Here is a 14,718-nt window from a genome sequence, read left to right as displayed (position 1 = left end):
GATACATAATGAAATTTCGGAGTGATCTTCTTGGAAAAATGGCTAGAGATACTAACGCTTGCAGCAAAGATCATATGGGTACAGATTCAAACCGTTATTAATCCTGTCATCGAGTTAACAGAGAGCGCGATGACCTCTTTTTGGTTTGTCTTTTCACTCACGATCATTACAGGCTACGTATTACTAAGGCTTGTACAGAACGCAATTACTTACTATCAAGCTCATAATTTTATTCACAGAAAAATGAATAACGAACCCGCTAGTGATATAGAATTCACTCTGTTTATGAAATCCCTTTGGAAGAAAGATCGATCTAAAGGTTTAGTGGCCAATGCCAAATCAGCTAAAAGCAGATACCTCCAGTTCAATGCTCAAGAACGTGTATCCATCCAGAATTACTTGCAGCATCGACTGAAATTTTTACGTACGAACCAGCCATTGTTCATTTTGGGAGCTGTTGTGATTGGATTGCTTTCAAGTATTTCAGTGAATGTTCTACCGATCGAGGCGGCTGCGCTTACTGCGGAAAATGTATTGAAAACAACGCTGTTCATCCTTTTCTGGTTGTTCATTATGCAAGCAAAATACGTTTCTATGAAAAAACAAACGTACCATCACCTTGTGTGGATGCAAGAGACTAATCGGACTTCAACGGTTGATTACATGCAGGAAAAGGACGCTGCAGTTTCGACGAACAAAGAAAACAACCCTGCGTATTAACGAGATACGTAAGGGTTGTTTTTTATCCAGAACCGATAAGGATAATGAACCGCTTCCTCGGCATATTGTATGCCTATACGAGGACCTGAGCTGATTTCATGCACTCCTAATTCAATTCCTTCTTCAATTCTTATATTTTCTTCATTCATTTTCTTACCATTATCACTTAATGTGAATCCCATCGCTTTACTCAGTTTGCCAGGACCATTTGTGAGCTGAATCTCAGTCTTTGCTCTCACTCTTCTTTCTTTCATTTCTTCTATTCCTTCAATTGGTTGAAGAGCTCTAATGAGAATCGCTTCTGGTTTATTAACAGGGCCTGAAACGATATTAAAGCAAACATGCATCCCATAAATAAAATAGGTGTAAATTGTACCTGCTTCATCGTACATCACTTCTGTTCTAGCCGTTCTTCGATTGTTATAGGAATGAGCCGCTCGATCTTCAGGTCCTAGATAGGCTTCTGTCTCCACGATGTATCCAGAGGTTGTTCCTTTATCATCGTCATGAATCAATTTCATACCTAGAAGTTCTTTTGCTAGATCAAGTGTGGGTAATTCCCATAAATTCATTTTTCATCTCCCTAATGATGTATGACATCTTTATTTTATATGTACAATAACAACAGGCTTATGTAAAATTATGTTTCCTTTTGTCGAAGTTTTACAAACCCTAAAAAAGAGGAAATTGCAGAAGAAAAAAGAAATTTTTATAAAGCAGATGAATGGGAGGCGTTTGATATGGACGGTTGGGTGAATGAAACAGGAATTTATGAAAATCTCTCCAAACGACGCTGGGAGTACTGGGAAGTAAGTCAACATGGAATAAAAACCATGGTTTCCTGGCTATGCTGGAATGCCCCTAATTCGGTTTATGAACAATGGAGTAAATCTGTCTTACACTAGAACAAATTTTGTTGAAAGTTCCTTTACTTTTTAAAGGAACTTTTTTGTATACTTATAAGCTTGAATCTTCTTTTATGTGGATAGAATAGTTAACAACAATAACCACAAAAAGGAGCAGATTTTATATGGATTCTCATAAAGGACAACTGCGAAGAGCGGTTGAAGGACGTAAACAACGACTTATTCAACATCTTATCCATAAAGGTTTATATGGATATGAAGATCATAGATATCTAACTGATTTTACATTAAGTGAACTAGAGTTAGAGTGGAAAAATGCTCAGTTTATCGATCAAGAAAATCACATAAGTTAAATATTTTAAATAGTAAAAAAATAATAAGTCTTATTAACTATTTTTTGATATAATATACCTATAAATAGGAAGAATGTCTTGTGTAGTATTTTTGTATCGCAATCGTTAAGACAAACTGCCATAAATCGTTTGATAAAGGCAAACTCATTGAAAAGTGAGGACGCAAAGCTATAGGGGCTTCATTAGATATATGCCAGCCAGCTACCTTACGAAATTATCCTTCGGTTTATGAAATGATGTAGGGGGGATATCATTGGAACAGCACTTATTATTTTTTTCATGGTCAGCGATTGGATTTTATTTTGCAACGATTTTTTTTATTGCGCTTTTACTATTTTTTACTGGAAACAAACTTAAGAAGAAAGATAACAGAATCATAGATGTTTTTACAAATATTCTAATCATATTAGGTGCGATTGCCTGGGTGTTTATTACAAGTTGAATGCTAAATTTGAAAATTTCCAAATTTTTAGTAAGGATAAACACTGAAACCCCACGTTATAATGGATGCATACACGAGAGGGGGATTAACAATTGTCTACTAATGTGAAAGCAAACCTTACAGATGAAGAGAAAGAATTGTTAATTGAAGCATTGTTGAGTCAAGGGTATGCTTATGAAGTGGTTGATTCTGAACTAAAGGATTTAGAATATGAGCTTAAGCCAGGTTATGAGTCAAAAGTACGAAGATTGAACGGACTTATAAAAAAATTACATAATTAAAAAATAAAGCAAAAGGCTCTCTTAGAGTCTTTTGCTTCTTTTAGTTAAGTATCATGTATCTAGTAAGCCCTTTCTTCTAGCTTCCATGCGCCATTCCGCTTCTTTTACTAACCTTCTAGGTAACTTGCCTCTATTTTTTAAGAATGACCAATACGTTAGATATTGCTTTGGTCTGGAAACGGGTGAAACATTCCTTGCATACTCCCACCATGAAATTTCGTTTGATTCTAAGCGTATTAAAAAAAGATCGTCGCCTTTTACCATAAAACTCACTCCTGTCTTGCCTTTCATTACCAATAGTATTGACTCATTTCAATAAAATAACCGAAAAAAATCATGGCACTTTATTTTATGCAAACTGTTATATAACGCTTAGGACAAAAAGTAATTTTTTTAATTTGGCAGGAAATAAGTTATGAAGCTTGAATCTTTAAGTTACTATAAGGAAGGTTGTGCTTAAGAAATGGGGGGTGGTCCTGTTGGAGCAAGTACTCATGTTTTCAACACTATTAGCTCCTTTGGTGACAGCAATGATGGAGCTCTTAAAACGTACTTTCCCGATTCCGAAAAAATATATACCCATTGTTAGCTTTTTTGTTGGATTGCTTATCGGATTGTTAGCTGCTCCCGTTACAGACATGAATGTACAACTCAGATTATGGTCTGGAGGAATAGCGGGGTTAGCCGCAACTGGATTGTATGAGATCGGTAAGAAAAGTAGAAAATATAAAAAAGCAAGTTAGTGAGTTTAGTCTGATCTTTTATGAAACCATTTTCAATGATTACTTAAAAAGGGTTTAGAATTTTGAAATCAGTGAATAGATTATAGTAAGAAAACAATGTCAGGCGGTGAAATGTCATGAAAGCTTTTCTAGCACTATGTTTGGCTGTTATGCTATCATTCATCATTGTCCCTAACATTCCTGAAAACGTTCAAGAGAAGTCGGGTACTTCGGATAAACTTATTACTCAGCCAGTAACGGCTGAAGAAACGAAAGAAAAACATGCTGTCCCTGTATTTACGGAGGATATCGCGAAGAAACAGGCGCATCTCTTTATTGAAGCACTAAAGCAAGAAACGGATGAAAACTATAGGGTTTTAAATTATTCTAATAAAGAAGAATATATGACATATTTAACGAATTTTGTGTCTAAAGATCTAGCTGCATATTATACGGATGGTTTATTTGAGGAACGAGAAAGTTCGCTATACATCATTCCTACTGAACTTCCACCATGGCTAGAAGAAAGTGAACCTGTAATGATCAAACAGCTCTCAGATCATTCTTATAGAGTTCATCAAAAAAATGACTCTGATCTATATGGCTCATATGATATTACTTTAGGATATGAGTACCTGAACGGAAAATGGATTATTACATTTGCATCAGTAGATTAAAACATGGGTTTTACCACCCATGTTTTTTTACGATTAGATTGAATAAACTAGGATTGTTACATAATAGGAAGAGGAAGTTGATAGCTCTAAGAGAGAGCGTACGTTTAGAGAGTTGCAATTAAAACAAATGGACTTTAAATGTTGTGAACTTTACAATAAAGGAAACAGTCGAGATGGAGTAGTGTGATGGATATAATTACGTTTAAAGATTTTTATAACAACACTGTACAATTGTCGTTTTCAGACCACCCCTTTTCGGATACGCCAAAACACGTGTGGTGTTTGTGTAAATTTAAAGATCAATGGTTGCTGACTGAGCATCCGAGACGTGGAATTGAGTTTCCTGGTGGAAAGGTAGAACCTGGAGAAACAGCAGATGAAGCAGCCGTTCGGGAAGTCTTTGAAGAGACGGGTGGAAGAGTATCAGATCTTAAATATATTGGTCAGTACTTTGTTGATGGAAAAGGCGGAAAGATCATTAAGAATATTTATGTAGCCACTGTAGATAAGATTCTTTTAAAGCATCGTTATTTTGAAACGAATGGACCTGTATTAATGAGTGAGTTGCCTGAAGATGTTTCCACGGATAAGTCGTTTAGCTTTATGATGAAAGACCAGGTGCTAAAAGAGAGTATGAAGTACGCTCTTCTGCATTCCCTGGCCTAATAATGAAGGATTATAAACGGTGTTTAATGAGTTTCCGTTCAAGCCATTCGACTCCTTGATACATTACGGTAGCCATTACAGCAATGATCAAGAGGCTCATCAGGACGAGTGTGAAGTTAAAGACTTGGAATCCGTAGATGATCATGTACCCTAAACCTTGTTTTGAAACGAGAAACTCGCCTACGATAACACCAACCCACGACAACCCTACATTTACTTTTAAAGAAGATATGATATTCGGAAAACAGGCTGGAAGGATAACCTCCTTAAAGCACTGTTTTTTATTGCCTCCGAAAGATCGAACCACTTTAATGTAGTTGGCATCCACATTTTGAAACGCTGTGTATACGACGAGGGTCGTAATGATGATTGAGATTAAGATTCCCATTGCAATGATTGAACCAAAGTTCGGACCGATGGCAACGATTAAAATAGGTCCTAACGCCACTTTCGGCATGGCGTTTAAGACCACTAGGTATGGATCAAGAACTTTAGATAGAAATGGTGACCACCACAGAAGAGCGGCAAGTAAAGTTCCTAACAGCGTACCTAATATGAATCCGAGTACAGTCTCACCTAGCGTAAAAAAAACGTGGATATAAAGTGAACCATCACCGACCTTTTCCATAAAAAGAGATCCTATTTTCGTTGGAGAACTAAATAATAATGGATTGATCCAGCCTCGTAGAGATGAAATTTCCCATAACAAGAAAAAGCTGATAAAAATAAAAAGCTGAACAAGGCGGATATTTCGATTTTCTTTTTTTATCGATTCTAGATATTCCTGGTGTATCTTACTCTTTATCGTTTTGTTCAATGTGCTCCAACTCCTCCCATATTTGCTGAAAGGTTGCAGAAAAATCAGGATGCTGACGAGCTTCAAAGGGAGGGAGAGTCCTTAATTTTTCAGGCATCTTAAATGTCCTGAAAATACGTCCAGGATTAGTTGATAACAAGATAACGGTATCACTCATCGCGATGGCCTCACCGATATCATGTGTAACTAAGATAGCTGTTTTTCCATGTTCTCTTAGAGTTGAGGATACGAGATCTTCAAGCTTTAACTTTGTTTGGTAATCGAGTGCTGAGAAAGGTTCATCGAGTAAAAGGATCTTGGGCTGTGTGGCGAGTGTTCGAACGAGAGCCACTCTCTGCCTCATGCCTCCAGAAAGTTCTGAAGGATATTTGGTTAATATATGATCTAATCCGATCTCTTTGAGAAGTTTCACTGCTGCTTGAACGTTTTCCAATGAATGTTGATTCCTCAGTTTCAAACCAAGCGTTATGTTATCTCGAATCGTTTTCCATGGAAACAAATAATCTTGCTGAAGCATGTAACCGATTTTTGGATGCGGAGATGTAACCAGTTGGTTATTCACCGTTACCGTTCCGACCGTTGGAGTGAGTAGACCTGCGATCATAGATAAAAGTGTGGATTTACCGCACCCGCTCGGTCCTAGTAAGGATATAAATTCGCCTTCTTGTACAGAAAGCGAAATATCTTCTAAGGCCGTTGTGGCAGACGTTTTTGAAAAGTATGTTTGCCCGACAGATTTTAGTTGTAATAAAGCCACGACGATCCCCTCCTGATTTTGAATTTGCACTTCAAACAACCACCTGTAAAGCTTCTCGTGTCAATGTCCGACAAGAAGCTCACAATGGTAGCTTTATTGTATGCAGAGCCGTCTGTTCTTTTACTTGATGGCTTTCTTTGCTATTGAAGTATCAACAAGAATGTTATAATCCACTTTCTTCGGAAGTTCGCCCGCTTCATCCATAATGGTTTGTAAGTTGTTCCACTCTTCTTCATCTAATATTGGATTTAGAGCGAAACTGTGCTGACTTTTATATCGATCCACAACGGTTTCAATAAGTTCAACAGGGGTATCTTCAAAATAAGGTGCGATAACTTTTGCGATCTCTTTTGCGGAGTGGTTCTCTACCCATAACTGTGCTTTGTATAAGCCTTTTGTAAATTTCTCTAATGTTTCTTTATTTTCTTTTATATAGCTCTGTTTCGTCATAAAGGTTGTATAAGGAATCTTCCCAGACTCAGCGCCGAACGAAGCAACAATGTGTCCGATTCCTTCTTGTTCAAATAAACTTGCTTGTGGTTCAAATAATTGAACATAATCTCCTGTTCCAGAAGCAAATGCGTTTGCAATATTAGCAAAATCAATATTTTGAATCATGGTTAGATCGTTCTTGGGATCAATTCCGTGTTTCTTTATACCAAACTCACCTGCCATCTGTGGCATGCCGCCTTTACGCTGGCCCAAGAAAGTACTGCCTTTTAGCTGATCCCATGAAAAGAATTCCGGTTTCTTTCTTGCCACTAAGAAAGTACCATCCGTCTGTGTGAGCTGAGCAAAGTTAATAACAGGGTCAGTCGATTCTTGTGCATGTACATAGATTGTTGTTTCAGAACCAACGAGTGCTACGTCTGCGCCATCAGACAACAAAGCTGTCATCGTTTTATCGCCGCCCCATGTCGTAGTCAGCTCTACATCTAAACCTTCTTCCTTAAAAAAGCCTTTTTCAATGGCAACATATTGTGGAGCATAAAAAATAGATCGTGTTACTTCTGCGATTCTAATTTTTTCTTTTTTAGGGCTAGAGGTATTGCAGCCTGCCAACAGAATGGAGAAAGCTAGTAAACAAGTGAAAAGTATCATTAGTTTTCTTTTGAAATATTTCATATTGAATCCTCCTGCACATAGGGATGAAGTCATGACTTTTATGTAATAATGTATGTGATTGGTGCAAATATGTGTTTGCCCACAAAAATAAAGGAGTGTAGGAATGAAAAAAGCAAAAATGATAGAGTGGCAGCGATTTCCTTCACCACATCCTACCATTCGCTTGTATGTAGTCACGTATTTAAATGATGGATTGAAAATAAAAGGACTAGCAGCTTTACCAGAAGGAAAAGGGCCGTTTCCAGGCTTTCTTTATCTTAGAGGCGGAATCAAGTCCGTTGGCATGGTCAGAATTGCTAGAATCATCCAGTTTGCTTCACAAGGTTTTGTTGTCATGGCCCCCTATTATCGAGGAAATCAAGGGGGAGAAGGCAACGAAGATTTTGCAGGAGAAGATCGAACTGATGCTTTTGCCGCTTTTGAGGTATTAAAGCAGTTTCCTAAAGTAGATCCTGAGGACATTCATGTGTTTGGCTTTTCTCGAGGCGGTCCTATGGCCTTATTTACCGCTATGAAATATCCGGAAATTCGTTCTGTCGTAACATGGGGCGGTGTGACTGACATGGCGATCACATATGACGAGAGAGAAGATCTGAGGAGGATGATGAAGAGAGTTATCGGGGGAACTCCAGAGAAATATCCAGATGAATTTGAATGGAGATCCCCGTTAAACTATTGTGAAGATTTAGATACACCACTACTTTGCATTCATGGCATGAAGGATGAAAACGTAAGTGTAGAGCATACCATTAAGATTGAAGCAATACTAAAAGAGCTCGGAAAACCATGCGAAACATGGATCTATCCAGAATACACACATTATTTTCCGCCAAAAGAGAACAGAAAGATTACATATGCTTTGTGTGAATGGATGAAAGGACATGGAAAAGGAGCTGAAATGAGATTTTAGCTCCTTTACTAATACACACATATTTAATAAATATAAAAAAACCTTCCATTGCTAGAATGGAAGGTCACTATTCATTGTATTAAACGAGCGGTCCAGCTTGAGAAATTTCAGCTGAAACAGATTTGAATTTTTCAAAGTTCGCATTAAATTGGTTAGCAAGCTCTTTCGCCTTAACGTCATAAGCGTCTTGATCACTCCACGTTTTCTTCGGCTGAAGAACTTGATCTGGTACACCAGGGCAGTGTGTTGGAATATGAAGCCCAAATATAGGATCAACGACTGTTTCAACAGAAGCAAGTTCGCCTTCTAGAGCAGCCTGCACCATAGCACGTGTGTGGCCTAGATTCATACGGCTTCCGATCCCATACTCTCCACCAGACCAGCCTGTGTTAACAAGATAAACCTGAACGTTGTGCTGATCGATTTTCTTTCCGAGCATCTCAGCGTAAACGGTAGCAGGTAGTGGCAGGAATGGTGCACCGAAACATGTTGAGAACGTAGCTTGTGGTGATGTTACGCCTCTTTCTGTTCCTGCAAGTTTGCTCGTGTATCCTGATAAGAAATGATACATCGCTTGTTCTTTAGTAAGTTTGCTGATTGGAGGCAATACACCGAATGCATCAGCTGTTAAGAAGATGATCGTGTTTGGGTGTCCGGCAACACTTGGTTGAATAATATTTGGAATAGCATCGACAGGATAAGCTGCACGTGTGTTTTCAGTTAATGATGAATCTTTATAGTCAGCTTCTCTCGTTGCAGGGTCGATCATGACATTCTCTAAAACGCTTCCAAAACGAATCGCATTCCAGATTTGTGGTTCTTTTTCTTTCGATAGATCGATTGTTTTTGCATAACATCCACCTTCAATATTGAAGACTCCAGTGTTAGCCCAACCATGCTCATCATCCCCAATCAAGCGACGATTCGGATCAGCTGATAATGTAGTTTTTCCAGTTCCAGAAAGTCCGAAGAATAAAGCTACATCTCCTTCATTCCCAACGTTTGCAGAGCAGTGCATAGACAGGATGCCTTTTTCAGGAAGAATGTAGTTCATAACAGAAAATACAGATTTTTTAATTTCACCTGCATATTCAGTTCCACCGATCAGAACAATTTTCTTCTCGAAAGAAACGATAATAAACGTCTCAGAATTTGTTCCATCTTCAGCCGGATTAGCTTGGAATCCTGGTGCTGAAATCACTGTGAATTGCGATTCATGAGAGCCTAGCTCATCGTGGTTGGGACGTACAAACATCTGGTGAGCAAAAAGGTTATGCCATGCATACTCATTAATAACTTGGATAGGAAGGCGATACTCGCGGTCTGCGCCAGCAAACCCTTTAAACACGAATAGTTCTTCTTTATTCCCTAAGTATTGGAGAACTTTTTTGTATAATTTATCAAAGTTTTCTGGTGAAAATGGTTTATTAACCTTTCCCCAATCAATTGAATCTTTAATGGAAGCATCTTCAACGATAAATTTATCCTCAGGGGAACGGCCTGTATATTTCCCCGTTGTAGCTTGAAGTGCTCCTGTGGATGTAAGGATGCCCTCGTTGCGCTGAAGAGATTTTTCTACTAAAACCGGAACAGGTAAGTTCTGGTGAGTTGTTTCACGGGTCACAAGATCGTTTAAGGTTGTCGTAAATTCCAAAGTATTCATATGAGACAGTACCATCCTTTATCCTAGAGTGATATATTCGAAAATTAGTATAACACATTGAATTAAATAATGTATACTATTTTATGAAAGTGCATCAAAAAAGTTCTTACTTACTAAAAAAAGAACAAAATTATGCGAAATAGCCATCTTATTTAAAACGCTTTCATTCTATAGAATATAATACTCCAAACTTATGGCTATTCATAGGGTTTTCTATTGACACAGGGGAAGCATTGCGCTATCATATTTCGAGAACGGCTACTCTTATTCTGAGTAGGTGGAGGGACAGGCCCTATGAAACCCAGCAACCGACATGAAAGTGGTAAACACAACGCCACTAGAAATGAAAAGGTGCTAACCTGCAAGGTGAAAATAACCTTGGACGATAAGAGGTTGAAGGCATTATGGTTTTAGAAACCTTTTCCCTCGTGAATGTATGTGAAACAGGGAAGGGCTTTTTTTATGCCTTTTTCGGGTTAAGAACATAAACTGTGTAAAATAGATAAGAATAAAGTACCGTATCATACTGAAAAGCAGTTAAAGGGAGGATATTAACTTGTCCAAAAAAGTTAGTCGTCGTTTATTTACATCAGAATCCGTTACAGAAGGCCATCCAGATAAAATCTGTGACCAAATCTCAGATGCGATTCTAGATGAAATTTTAGCTAATGATGCAAATGCTCGTGTAGCATGTGAAACTTCTGTCACTACAGGTCTTGTACTTGTTGCAGGTGAGATCACAACTTCTACTTATGTAGATATCCCAAAAGTTGTTCGTGAGACAATTAAAGAGATCGGTTATGACCGTGCAAAATATGGTTTTGATGCTGAAACGTGTGCAGTATTAACTTCTATCGATGAGCAATCTGCTGACATCGCAATGGGTGTTGACCAAGCTCTTGAAGCAAGAGAAGGTTCTATGACAGATGCTGAGATCGAAGCAATCGGTGCAGGTGACCAAGGTCTAATGTTCGGATATGCTTGTAACGAAACAGAAGAGCTTATGCCTCTTCCAATCTCACTAGCTCATAAATTATCTCGCCGTCTTACAGAGGTTCGTAAGTCTGAAGAGATTCCTTACTTGCGTCCAGATGGAAAAACTCAAGTAACGGTTGAATATGATGAAAACGATAAGCCTGTTCGCATCGATACAATCGTAATTTCTACTCAGCATCACCCTGAGAACACGCTTGAAGAAATTCAAAGAGACATCAAAGAAAAAGTAATCACGCCGGTTGTTCCTGCTGAACTGATCGACGAGAACACAAAATACTTCATTAACCCAACGGGCCGTTTCGTAATCGGCGGACCTCAAGGTGATGCAGGTCTTACTGGCCGTAAAATCATCGTAGATACTTACGGTGGATATGCTCGTCACGGTGGTGGTGCATTCTCTGGTAAGGACGCAACTAAAGTTGACCGTTCTGCTGCTTATGCTGCTCGTTATGTTGCAAAAAACATCGTAGCATCAGGTCTTGCTGATAAAGTTGAAGTACAGCTTGCTTATGCAATCGGTGTTGCTCAACCCGTATCAATCGCTGTTAACACGTTTGAAACAGGCAAAGTTTCTGAAGAAGTTCTTGTTGAGTTGGTTCGCAACAACTTCGATCTTCGTCCGGCTGGAATCATTAAGATGCTTGATCTTCGCCGTCCGATCTACAAGCAAACTGCTGCATACGGTCACTTTGGACGTACTGACATCAACCTTCCTTGGGAGAATACAGATAAAGCTGCAGAGCTTAAGAAACAAGCAAATATTTAATGACATGTTAAACCAGACTTCCTTTTGGGAGTCTGGTTTTTTTAATGTTCTATCAGTTTAAAGGATAGATTGTCGAAAATCGGATAAAAAATTTTATGTACGGAATTAATCGTTAGTTTTACGGATAAATGTACATTATTTACGGATAAAATTGTGATTACCTCGTATAAAATACTTATGTATCCCTCTGGTAAACATCTGAACCGATAATGTTCATCAGAGGGATGCAAAATATATAAAACTATAAATAAAATGAATTGCTATTTACTTTCGTATCATATTATCCTGCGCCTATTAAGCAATGATCGTTTTATTTTTACTTTTCATATAAATAACTTCTTCATACTGCATCAAAAGATTCCCAAAGATAGCTGACCAAGATTGAGTCATCGCATAATTTCTTGCTTTTAGTTTCATAGAACTTAAGAGCATAGGATCTTCCATAATAGAAACGATATTTTGTATGAATGATTCAGCTTCCCTAGCTTTACAGATTCTACCCGTTACACCGTCTTGAACAATTTCAGCTACTCCGCCAGAATCAGACACGATAGCAGGCAAACCAGATGCAGCAGCTTCTAGAACAACATTGCCGAACGTCTCTGTAGAAGAGGGGAAGACGAAAAGATCGGCTGTAGCATAAACTCTTGCAAGTTCATCTCCAGATAGATACCCTGCACATGTTACATGGTTATATTCTGTTTCCCACTGTTCGACATCACGTCGACATGGGCCATCACCCACAATCAGCCAATGTACATTTTCGCTCAAGGATGGTGGCAGTTTATCTATCATTTCTTTCAGAATGTTTAAATCCTTTTCGGGTGCTAATCTTCCCACGAACAAGAAGATATACTTTTGTGTAATATTATACTTTTCCCGGACCTGGTAATCACGATTTTGAGGTGTGAACATCATACAGTCAACTCCTCTGGACCATATTTCAATATTGTTAAAGTTTTTTGTGTATAAAATCTTCCGTGTTTCTTCGCTTGGAACAAATATCTTTTCAAAAGGTTTATGAAACCATTGCAGATAACGCCAGAGCAAGTGGGAAAGGAAATCTAGATGGTAGTAAGCAAGGTAGCGGTCAAAATGTGTATGATAGGAGGCAACCATTGGAATGTTTTCTCTTTTTCCGTATCTCATTCCGAACAGGCCAATATTAAAAGGAGTAGCAATATGAAGGAGATCAGGTCTAAATTTATTCAGTTCTTCGTTCAAGGCTTTAAATTGCGGTATAGCAAGCCTGCACTCCGGATATAGAAAGAGTGGCAGGCTTTTCATCGCATAATATTGTTTGCATTCTGTTTCTTGATGCTCTTCAAAAGAAGGCATGATAACTTTATATTCAACTCCATTGGTTTCTAGGTAACTCGTAAATCTTTTTAATGTACGAGCAACTCCATTAATTTGTGGATGGAACGTATCAGAAAAAAGAGCAAGCTTCATTTCTTCATCTCCTTTTTATAAGAAGTAATGCAAGACAAAGCTATTAACTAAAAACAAAGAAAAGAAGCTTGAGCTGATGCCTAGAATCATTCCTGCAAGTACATCAGAAGGATAGTGAAGACCTAGATACATACGAGAGATGGCTACCAAAAGAGCAGCGACCAATAAAAATATTCCGATAAAAGGATTCAATAGTATCAAAGGCGTTACGATTGAAAATACAGCCGTTGTATGACCGGATGGAAAAGAATGGTCTTTTAATGGATTTTCGCCGATATTCGTATCTGGAAGACTTAAATACGGTCTCTTTCTCGGGTACATTTTCTTAGAAATCGCAACAGGAATGTGACTGATCAATAATGACAGCATACAAACAATTCCCCAAGACTTTAGATGCATAGGGAGAAATAACAGAAGCAGAATACTTGTCGATATGGTAGCTGTTGCACCACCAAGATGTGTCCAAATGTGAAAGAAATGGTCCATTGAATTCCTGTGCAGTCTTCCATTAATCAGCCGGAAAAATGTACACTCTTTTTCATAAAGCCAATCGATTACTTTTGCCATGAATATCCCCCTTACCATTCATATTTTGTTCGATACTATAATAATAAAATACAATTGTAAGGGGAACATGAAGACAGTATGAAATTATTATAAAAAAACCATCCTGCAAGAGCAGAATGGCTAGAAATATATTTTTCTGTCACGTTCTTCTTTTAAGATTTCCACCGCCTCACGGAATCTTTGGGAATGAATAATCTCTCTTTCCCTTAGAAAACGAAGAGAGTCATTAAGATCAGGATCGTCTGACATATTGATGATCCATTGGTAGGTAGCACGTGCTTTTTCTTCTGCTGCAATATCTTCATATAAATCAGCTATCGGATCACCTTTTGCAGCTATGTAGCTTGCAGTAAATGGTACACCGGCTGCATTGTGGTAAAATAATGCGCTGTCGTGATTTACATAGTGATCTGCAATGCCTGCGGCTTTTAATTGCTCGGGTGTGGCGTCTTTTGTCAGCTTATAGATCATTGTTGCAATCATCTCAAGATGAGCGAATTCTTCTGTACCGATATCCGTAAGAAGTCCTATCACTTTATCTGGAATCGTATAACGCTGATTTAAATACCGAAGAGCAGCTGCGAGTTCTCCATCTGCACCTCCGTATTGTTCGATTAAGTATTTAGCAAGTGTCGGGTTACATGATGTGACTTTAACAGGATATTGCAGTTTCTTTTCATACACCCACATTTAAGTGAACCTCCTTCCTTTTATAACTGCCATGGCCATGGTCCGTCACTCCAGTTCCAGGGCATGCCAGAATAACTGTTTCCGTATTGCTGGAGAGGACCGTATTTTGATTCAATAGCTCTTTTGATCTGTTTTCTTTGTTTTGCGAACTGATTAAACTGTTGGACTGCAGATTGATCCTGAGGGTGTGTATCGAGATATAAGGTGAGTTCCACGAGAACAAAATCAACTGCTTGAAGTTCTTCCAT

The 14,718-nt window shown here is 38.3% G+C and carries 20 protein-coding genes and 2 riboswitches; of the genes, 10 read left to right on the top strand and 10 right to left on the bottom strand.

Features of this window, described 5'->3' with window-relative positions; genetic code table 11:
* The first annotated feature begins 30 nt into the window (after nt 1–30).
* Complete coding sequence (locus H9648_RS01565; RefSeq protein WP_191752030.1) at nt 31–720, top strand: hypothetical protein; 690 nt, start codon at nt 31–33, stop codon at nt 718–720.
* Here H9648_RS01565 and H9648_RS01560 read toward each other — a convergent pair.
* Entirely contained in the window at nt 717–1,292 is a 576-nt protein-coding gene (locus H9648_RS01560) for a DNA-3-methyladenine glycosylase (protein ID WP_191752029.1), read from the bottom strand. The two genes, H9648_RS01565 and H9648_RS01560, sit on opposite strands and share 4 nt — an antisense overlap.
* Before the next feature lie 168 nt (nt 1,293–1,460).
* Here H9648_RS01560 and H9648_RS01555 point away from each other — a divergent pair, with 168 nt between their 5' ends.
* The 4 genes from H9648_RS01555 (at nt 1,461) to abbA (ending at nt 2,662) form a co-directional block, all read left to right on the top strand.
* Nucleotides 1,461–1,625: a hypothetical protein gene (locus H9648_RS01555; RefSeq protein WP_153237601.1), complete on the top strand. Its 165-nt coding sequence runs from the start codon at nt 1,461–1,463 to the stop codon at nt 1,623–1,625.
* Nucleotides 1,626–1,750: 125 nt separating this feature from the next.
* The gene (gene fbpA / locus H9648_RS01550) at nt 1,751–1,939 is read left to right on the top strand and encodes a Fur-regulated basic protein FbpA (RefSeq protein ID WP_186320457.1); all 189 of its coding nucleotides are present in this window, start codon (nt 1,751–1,753) and stop codon (nt 1,937–1,939) included.
* A gap of 127 nt (nt 1,940–2,066) precedes the next feature.
* Nucleotides 2,067–2,148, top strand: a riboswitch (cyclic di-GMP riboswitch).
* A gap of 44 nt (nt 2,149–2,192) precedes the next feature.
* Nucleotides 2,193–2,381, top strand: coding sequence for a hypothetical protein (locus H9648_RS01545; protein WP_144698458.1), 189 nt, complete (start codon nt 2,193–2,195; stop codon nt 2,379–2,381).
* A 92-nt stretch (nt 2,382–2,473) separates the two neighbouring features.
* Nucleotides 2,474–2,662, top strand: coding sequence for an antirepressor AbbA (abbA, locus tag H9648_RS01540; RefSeq protein WP_191752028.1), 189 nt, complete (start codon nt 2,474–2,476; stop codon nt 2,660–2,662).
* 51 nt (nt 2,663–2,713) lie between these two features.
* On the opposite strand, the gene H9648_RS01535 is transcribed toward abbA, so the two are convergent.
* Nucleotides 2,714–2,926 (bottom strand): hypothetical protein, encoded by a 213-nt coding sequence (locus tag H9648_RS01535; RefSeq protein WP_191752027.1) that lies wholly within the window; start codon nt 2,924–2,926, stop codon nt 2,714–2,716.
* A gap of 215 nt (nt 2,927–3,141) precedes the next feature.
* Between H9648_RS01535 and H9648_RS01530 the strand changes: the two genes are divergently transcribed.
* From H9648_RS01530 to ytkD, 3 genes are all read left to right on the top strand, one after another.
* Nucleotides 3,142–3,405: a holin gene (locus H9648_RS01530; RefSeq protein WP_191752026.1), complete on the top strand. Its 264-nt coding sequence runs from the start codon at nt 3,142–3,144 to the stop codon at nt 3,403–3,405.
* Nucleotides 3,406–3,521: 116 nt separating this feature from the next.
* Nucleotides 3,522–4,061 carry a hypothetical protein gene (locus tag H9648_RS01525; RefSeq protein WP_191752025.1) on the top strand — a complete coding sequence of 180 codons (540 nt, stop codon included), beginning with the start codon at nt 3,522–3,524 and terminating at the stop codon, nt 4,059–4,061.
* Nucleotides 4,062–4,247: 186 nt separating this feature from the next.
* A complete protein-coding gene (gene ytkD / locus H9648_RS01520) occupies nt 4,248–4,727 on the top strand; it encodes an RNA deprotection pyrophosphohydrolase (RefSeq protein WP_225218671.1) in 480 nt (159 codons plus the stop codon).
* Between the two features lie 10 nt (nt 4,728–4,737).
* On the opposite strand, the gene H9648_RS01515 is transcribed toward ytkD, so the two are convergent.
* The 3 genes from H9648_RS01515 to H9648_RS01505 form a co-directional block, all read right to left on the bottom strand.
* The gene (locus H9648_RS01515) at nt 4,738–5,544 is read right to left on the bottom strand and encodes an ABC transporter permease (RefSeq protein ID WP_191752024.1); all 807 of its coding nucleotides are present in this window, start codon (nt 5,542–5,544) and stop codon (nt 4,738–4,740) included.
* Nucleotides 5,522–6,301 carry an ABC transporter ATP-binding protein gene (locus H9648_RS01510; protein ID WP_191752023.1) on the bottom strand — a complete coding sequence of 260 codons (780 nt, stop codon included), beginning with the start codon at nt 6,299–6,301 and terminating at the stop codon, nt 5,522–5,524. Before H9648_RS01510 ends, H9648_RS01515 begins: the two co-directional genes overlap by 23 nt.
* A 120-nt stretch (nt 6,302–6,421) precedes the next feature.
* Nucleotides 6,422–7,426, bottom strand: a complete 1,005-nt coding sequence (locus tag H9648_RS01505; RefSeq protein WP_191752022.1) for an ABC transporter substrate-binding protein — start codon at nt 7,424–7,426, stop codon at nt 6,422–6,424.
* Nucleotides 7,427–7,529: 103 nt separating this feature from the next.
* Here H9648_RS01505 and H9648_RS01500 point away from each other — a divergent pair, with 103 nt between their 5' ends.
* Complete coding sequence (locus tag H9648_RS01500; RefSeq protein WP_191752021.1) at nt 7,530–8,336, top strand: alpha/beta hydrolase family protein; 807 nt, start codon at nt 7,530–7,532, stop codon at nt 8,334–8,336.
* Between the two features lie 79 nt (nt 8,337–8,415).
* Here the strand turns inward: H9648_RS01500 and pckA are convergent, their stop codons facing one another.
* Nucleotides 8,416–9,999, bottom strand: a complete 1,584-nt coding sequence (gene pckA, locus H9648_RS01495) for a phosphoenolpyruvate carboxykinase (ATP) (protein ID WP_191752020.1) — start codon at nt 9,997–9,999, stop codon at nt 8,416–8,418.
* 261 nt (nt 10,000–10,260) lie between these two features.
* Nucleotides 10,261–10,391: riboswitch (SAM riboswitch) on the top strand.
* Nucleotides 10,392–10,555: 164 nt separating this feature from the next.
* Here pckA and metK point away from each other — a divergent pair.
* Nucleotides 10,556–11,761 carry a methionine adenosyltransferase gene (gene metK, locus H9648_RS01490; RefSeq protein WP_191752019.1) on the top strand — a complete coding sequence of 402 codons (1,206 nt, stop codon included), beginning with the start codon at nt 10,556–10,558 and terminating at the stop codon, nt 11,759–11,761.
* Nucleotides 11,762–12,055: 294 nt separating this feature from the next.
* On the opposite strand, the gene H9648_RS01485 is transcribed toward metK, so the two are convergent.
* The 4 genes from H9648_RS01485 to H9648_RS01470 all read right to left on the bottom strand — a co-directional run bounded on the left by H9648_RS01485 (nt 12,056) and on the right by H9648_RS01470 (nt 14,718).
* Entirely contained in the window at nt 12,056–13,213 is a 1,158-nt protein-coding gene (locus tag H9648_RS01485; protein ID WP_191752018.1) for a glycosyltransferase family 4 protein, read from the bottom strand.
* Nucleotides 13,214–13,228: 15 nt separating this feature from the next.
* Entirely contained in the window at nt 13,229–13,780 is a 552-nt protein-coding gene (locus H9648_RS01480) for a phosphatase PAP2 family protein (protein ID WP_191752017.1), read from the bottom strand.
* Between the two features lie 120 nt (nt 13,781–13,900).
* On the bottom strand, nt 13,901–14,470 hold the full coding sequence (gene cotJC / locus H9648_RS01475) for a spore coat protein CotJC (RefSeq protein WP_191752016.1): 570 nt from the start codon (nt 14,468–14,470) through the stop codon (nt 13,901–13,903).
* A gap of 20 nt (nt 14,471–14,490) precedes the next feature.
* Nucleotides 14,491–14,718, bottom strand: a complete 228-nt coding sequence (locus H9648_RS01470) for a spore coat protein CotJB (RefSeq protein WP_066400262.1) — start codon at nt 14,716–14,718, stop codon at nt 14,491–14,493.

It is taken from the genome of Fictibacillus norfolkensis, from assembly GCF_014836645.1.
Taxonomy (GTDB): Bacteria; Bacillota; Bacilli; order Bacillales; family Fictibacillaceae; genus Fictibacillus; species Fictibacillus norfolkensis.
This window is presented reverse-complemented; position numbering and strand designations above follow the sequence as displayed.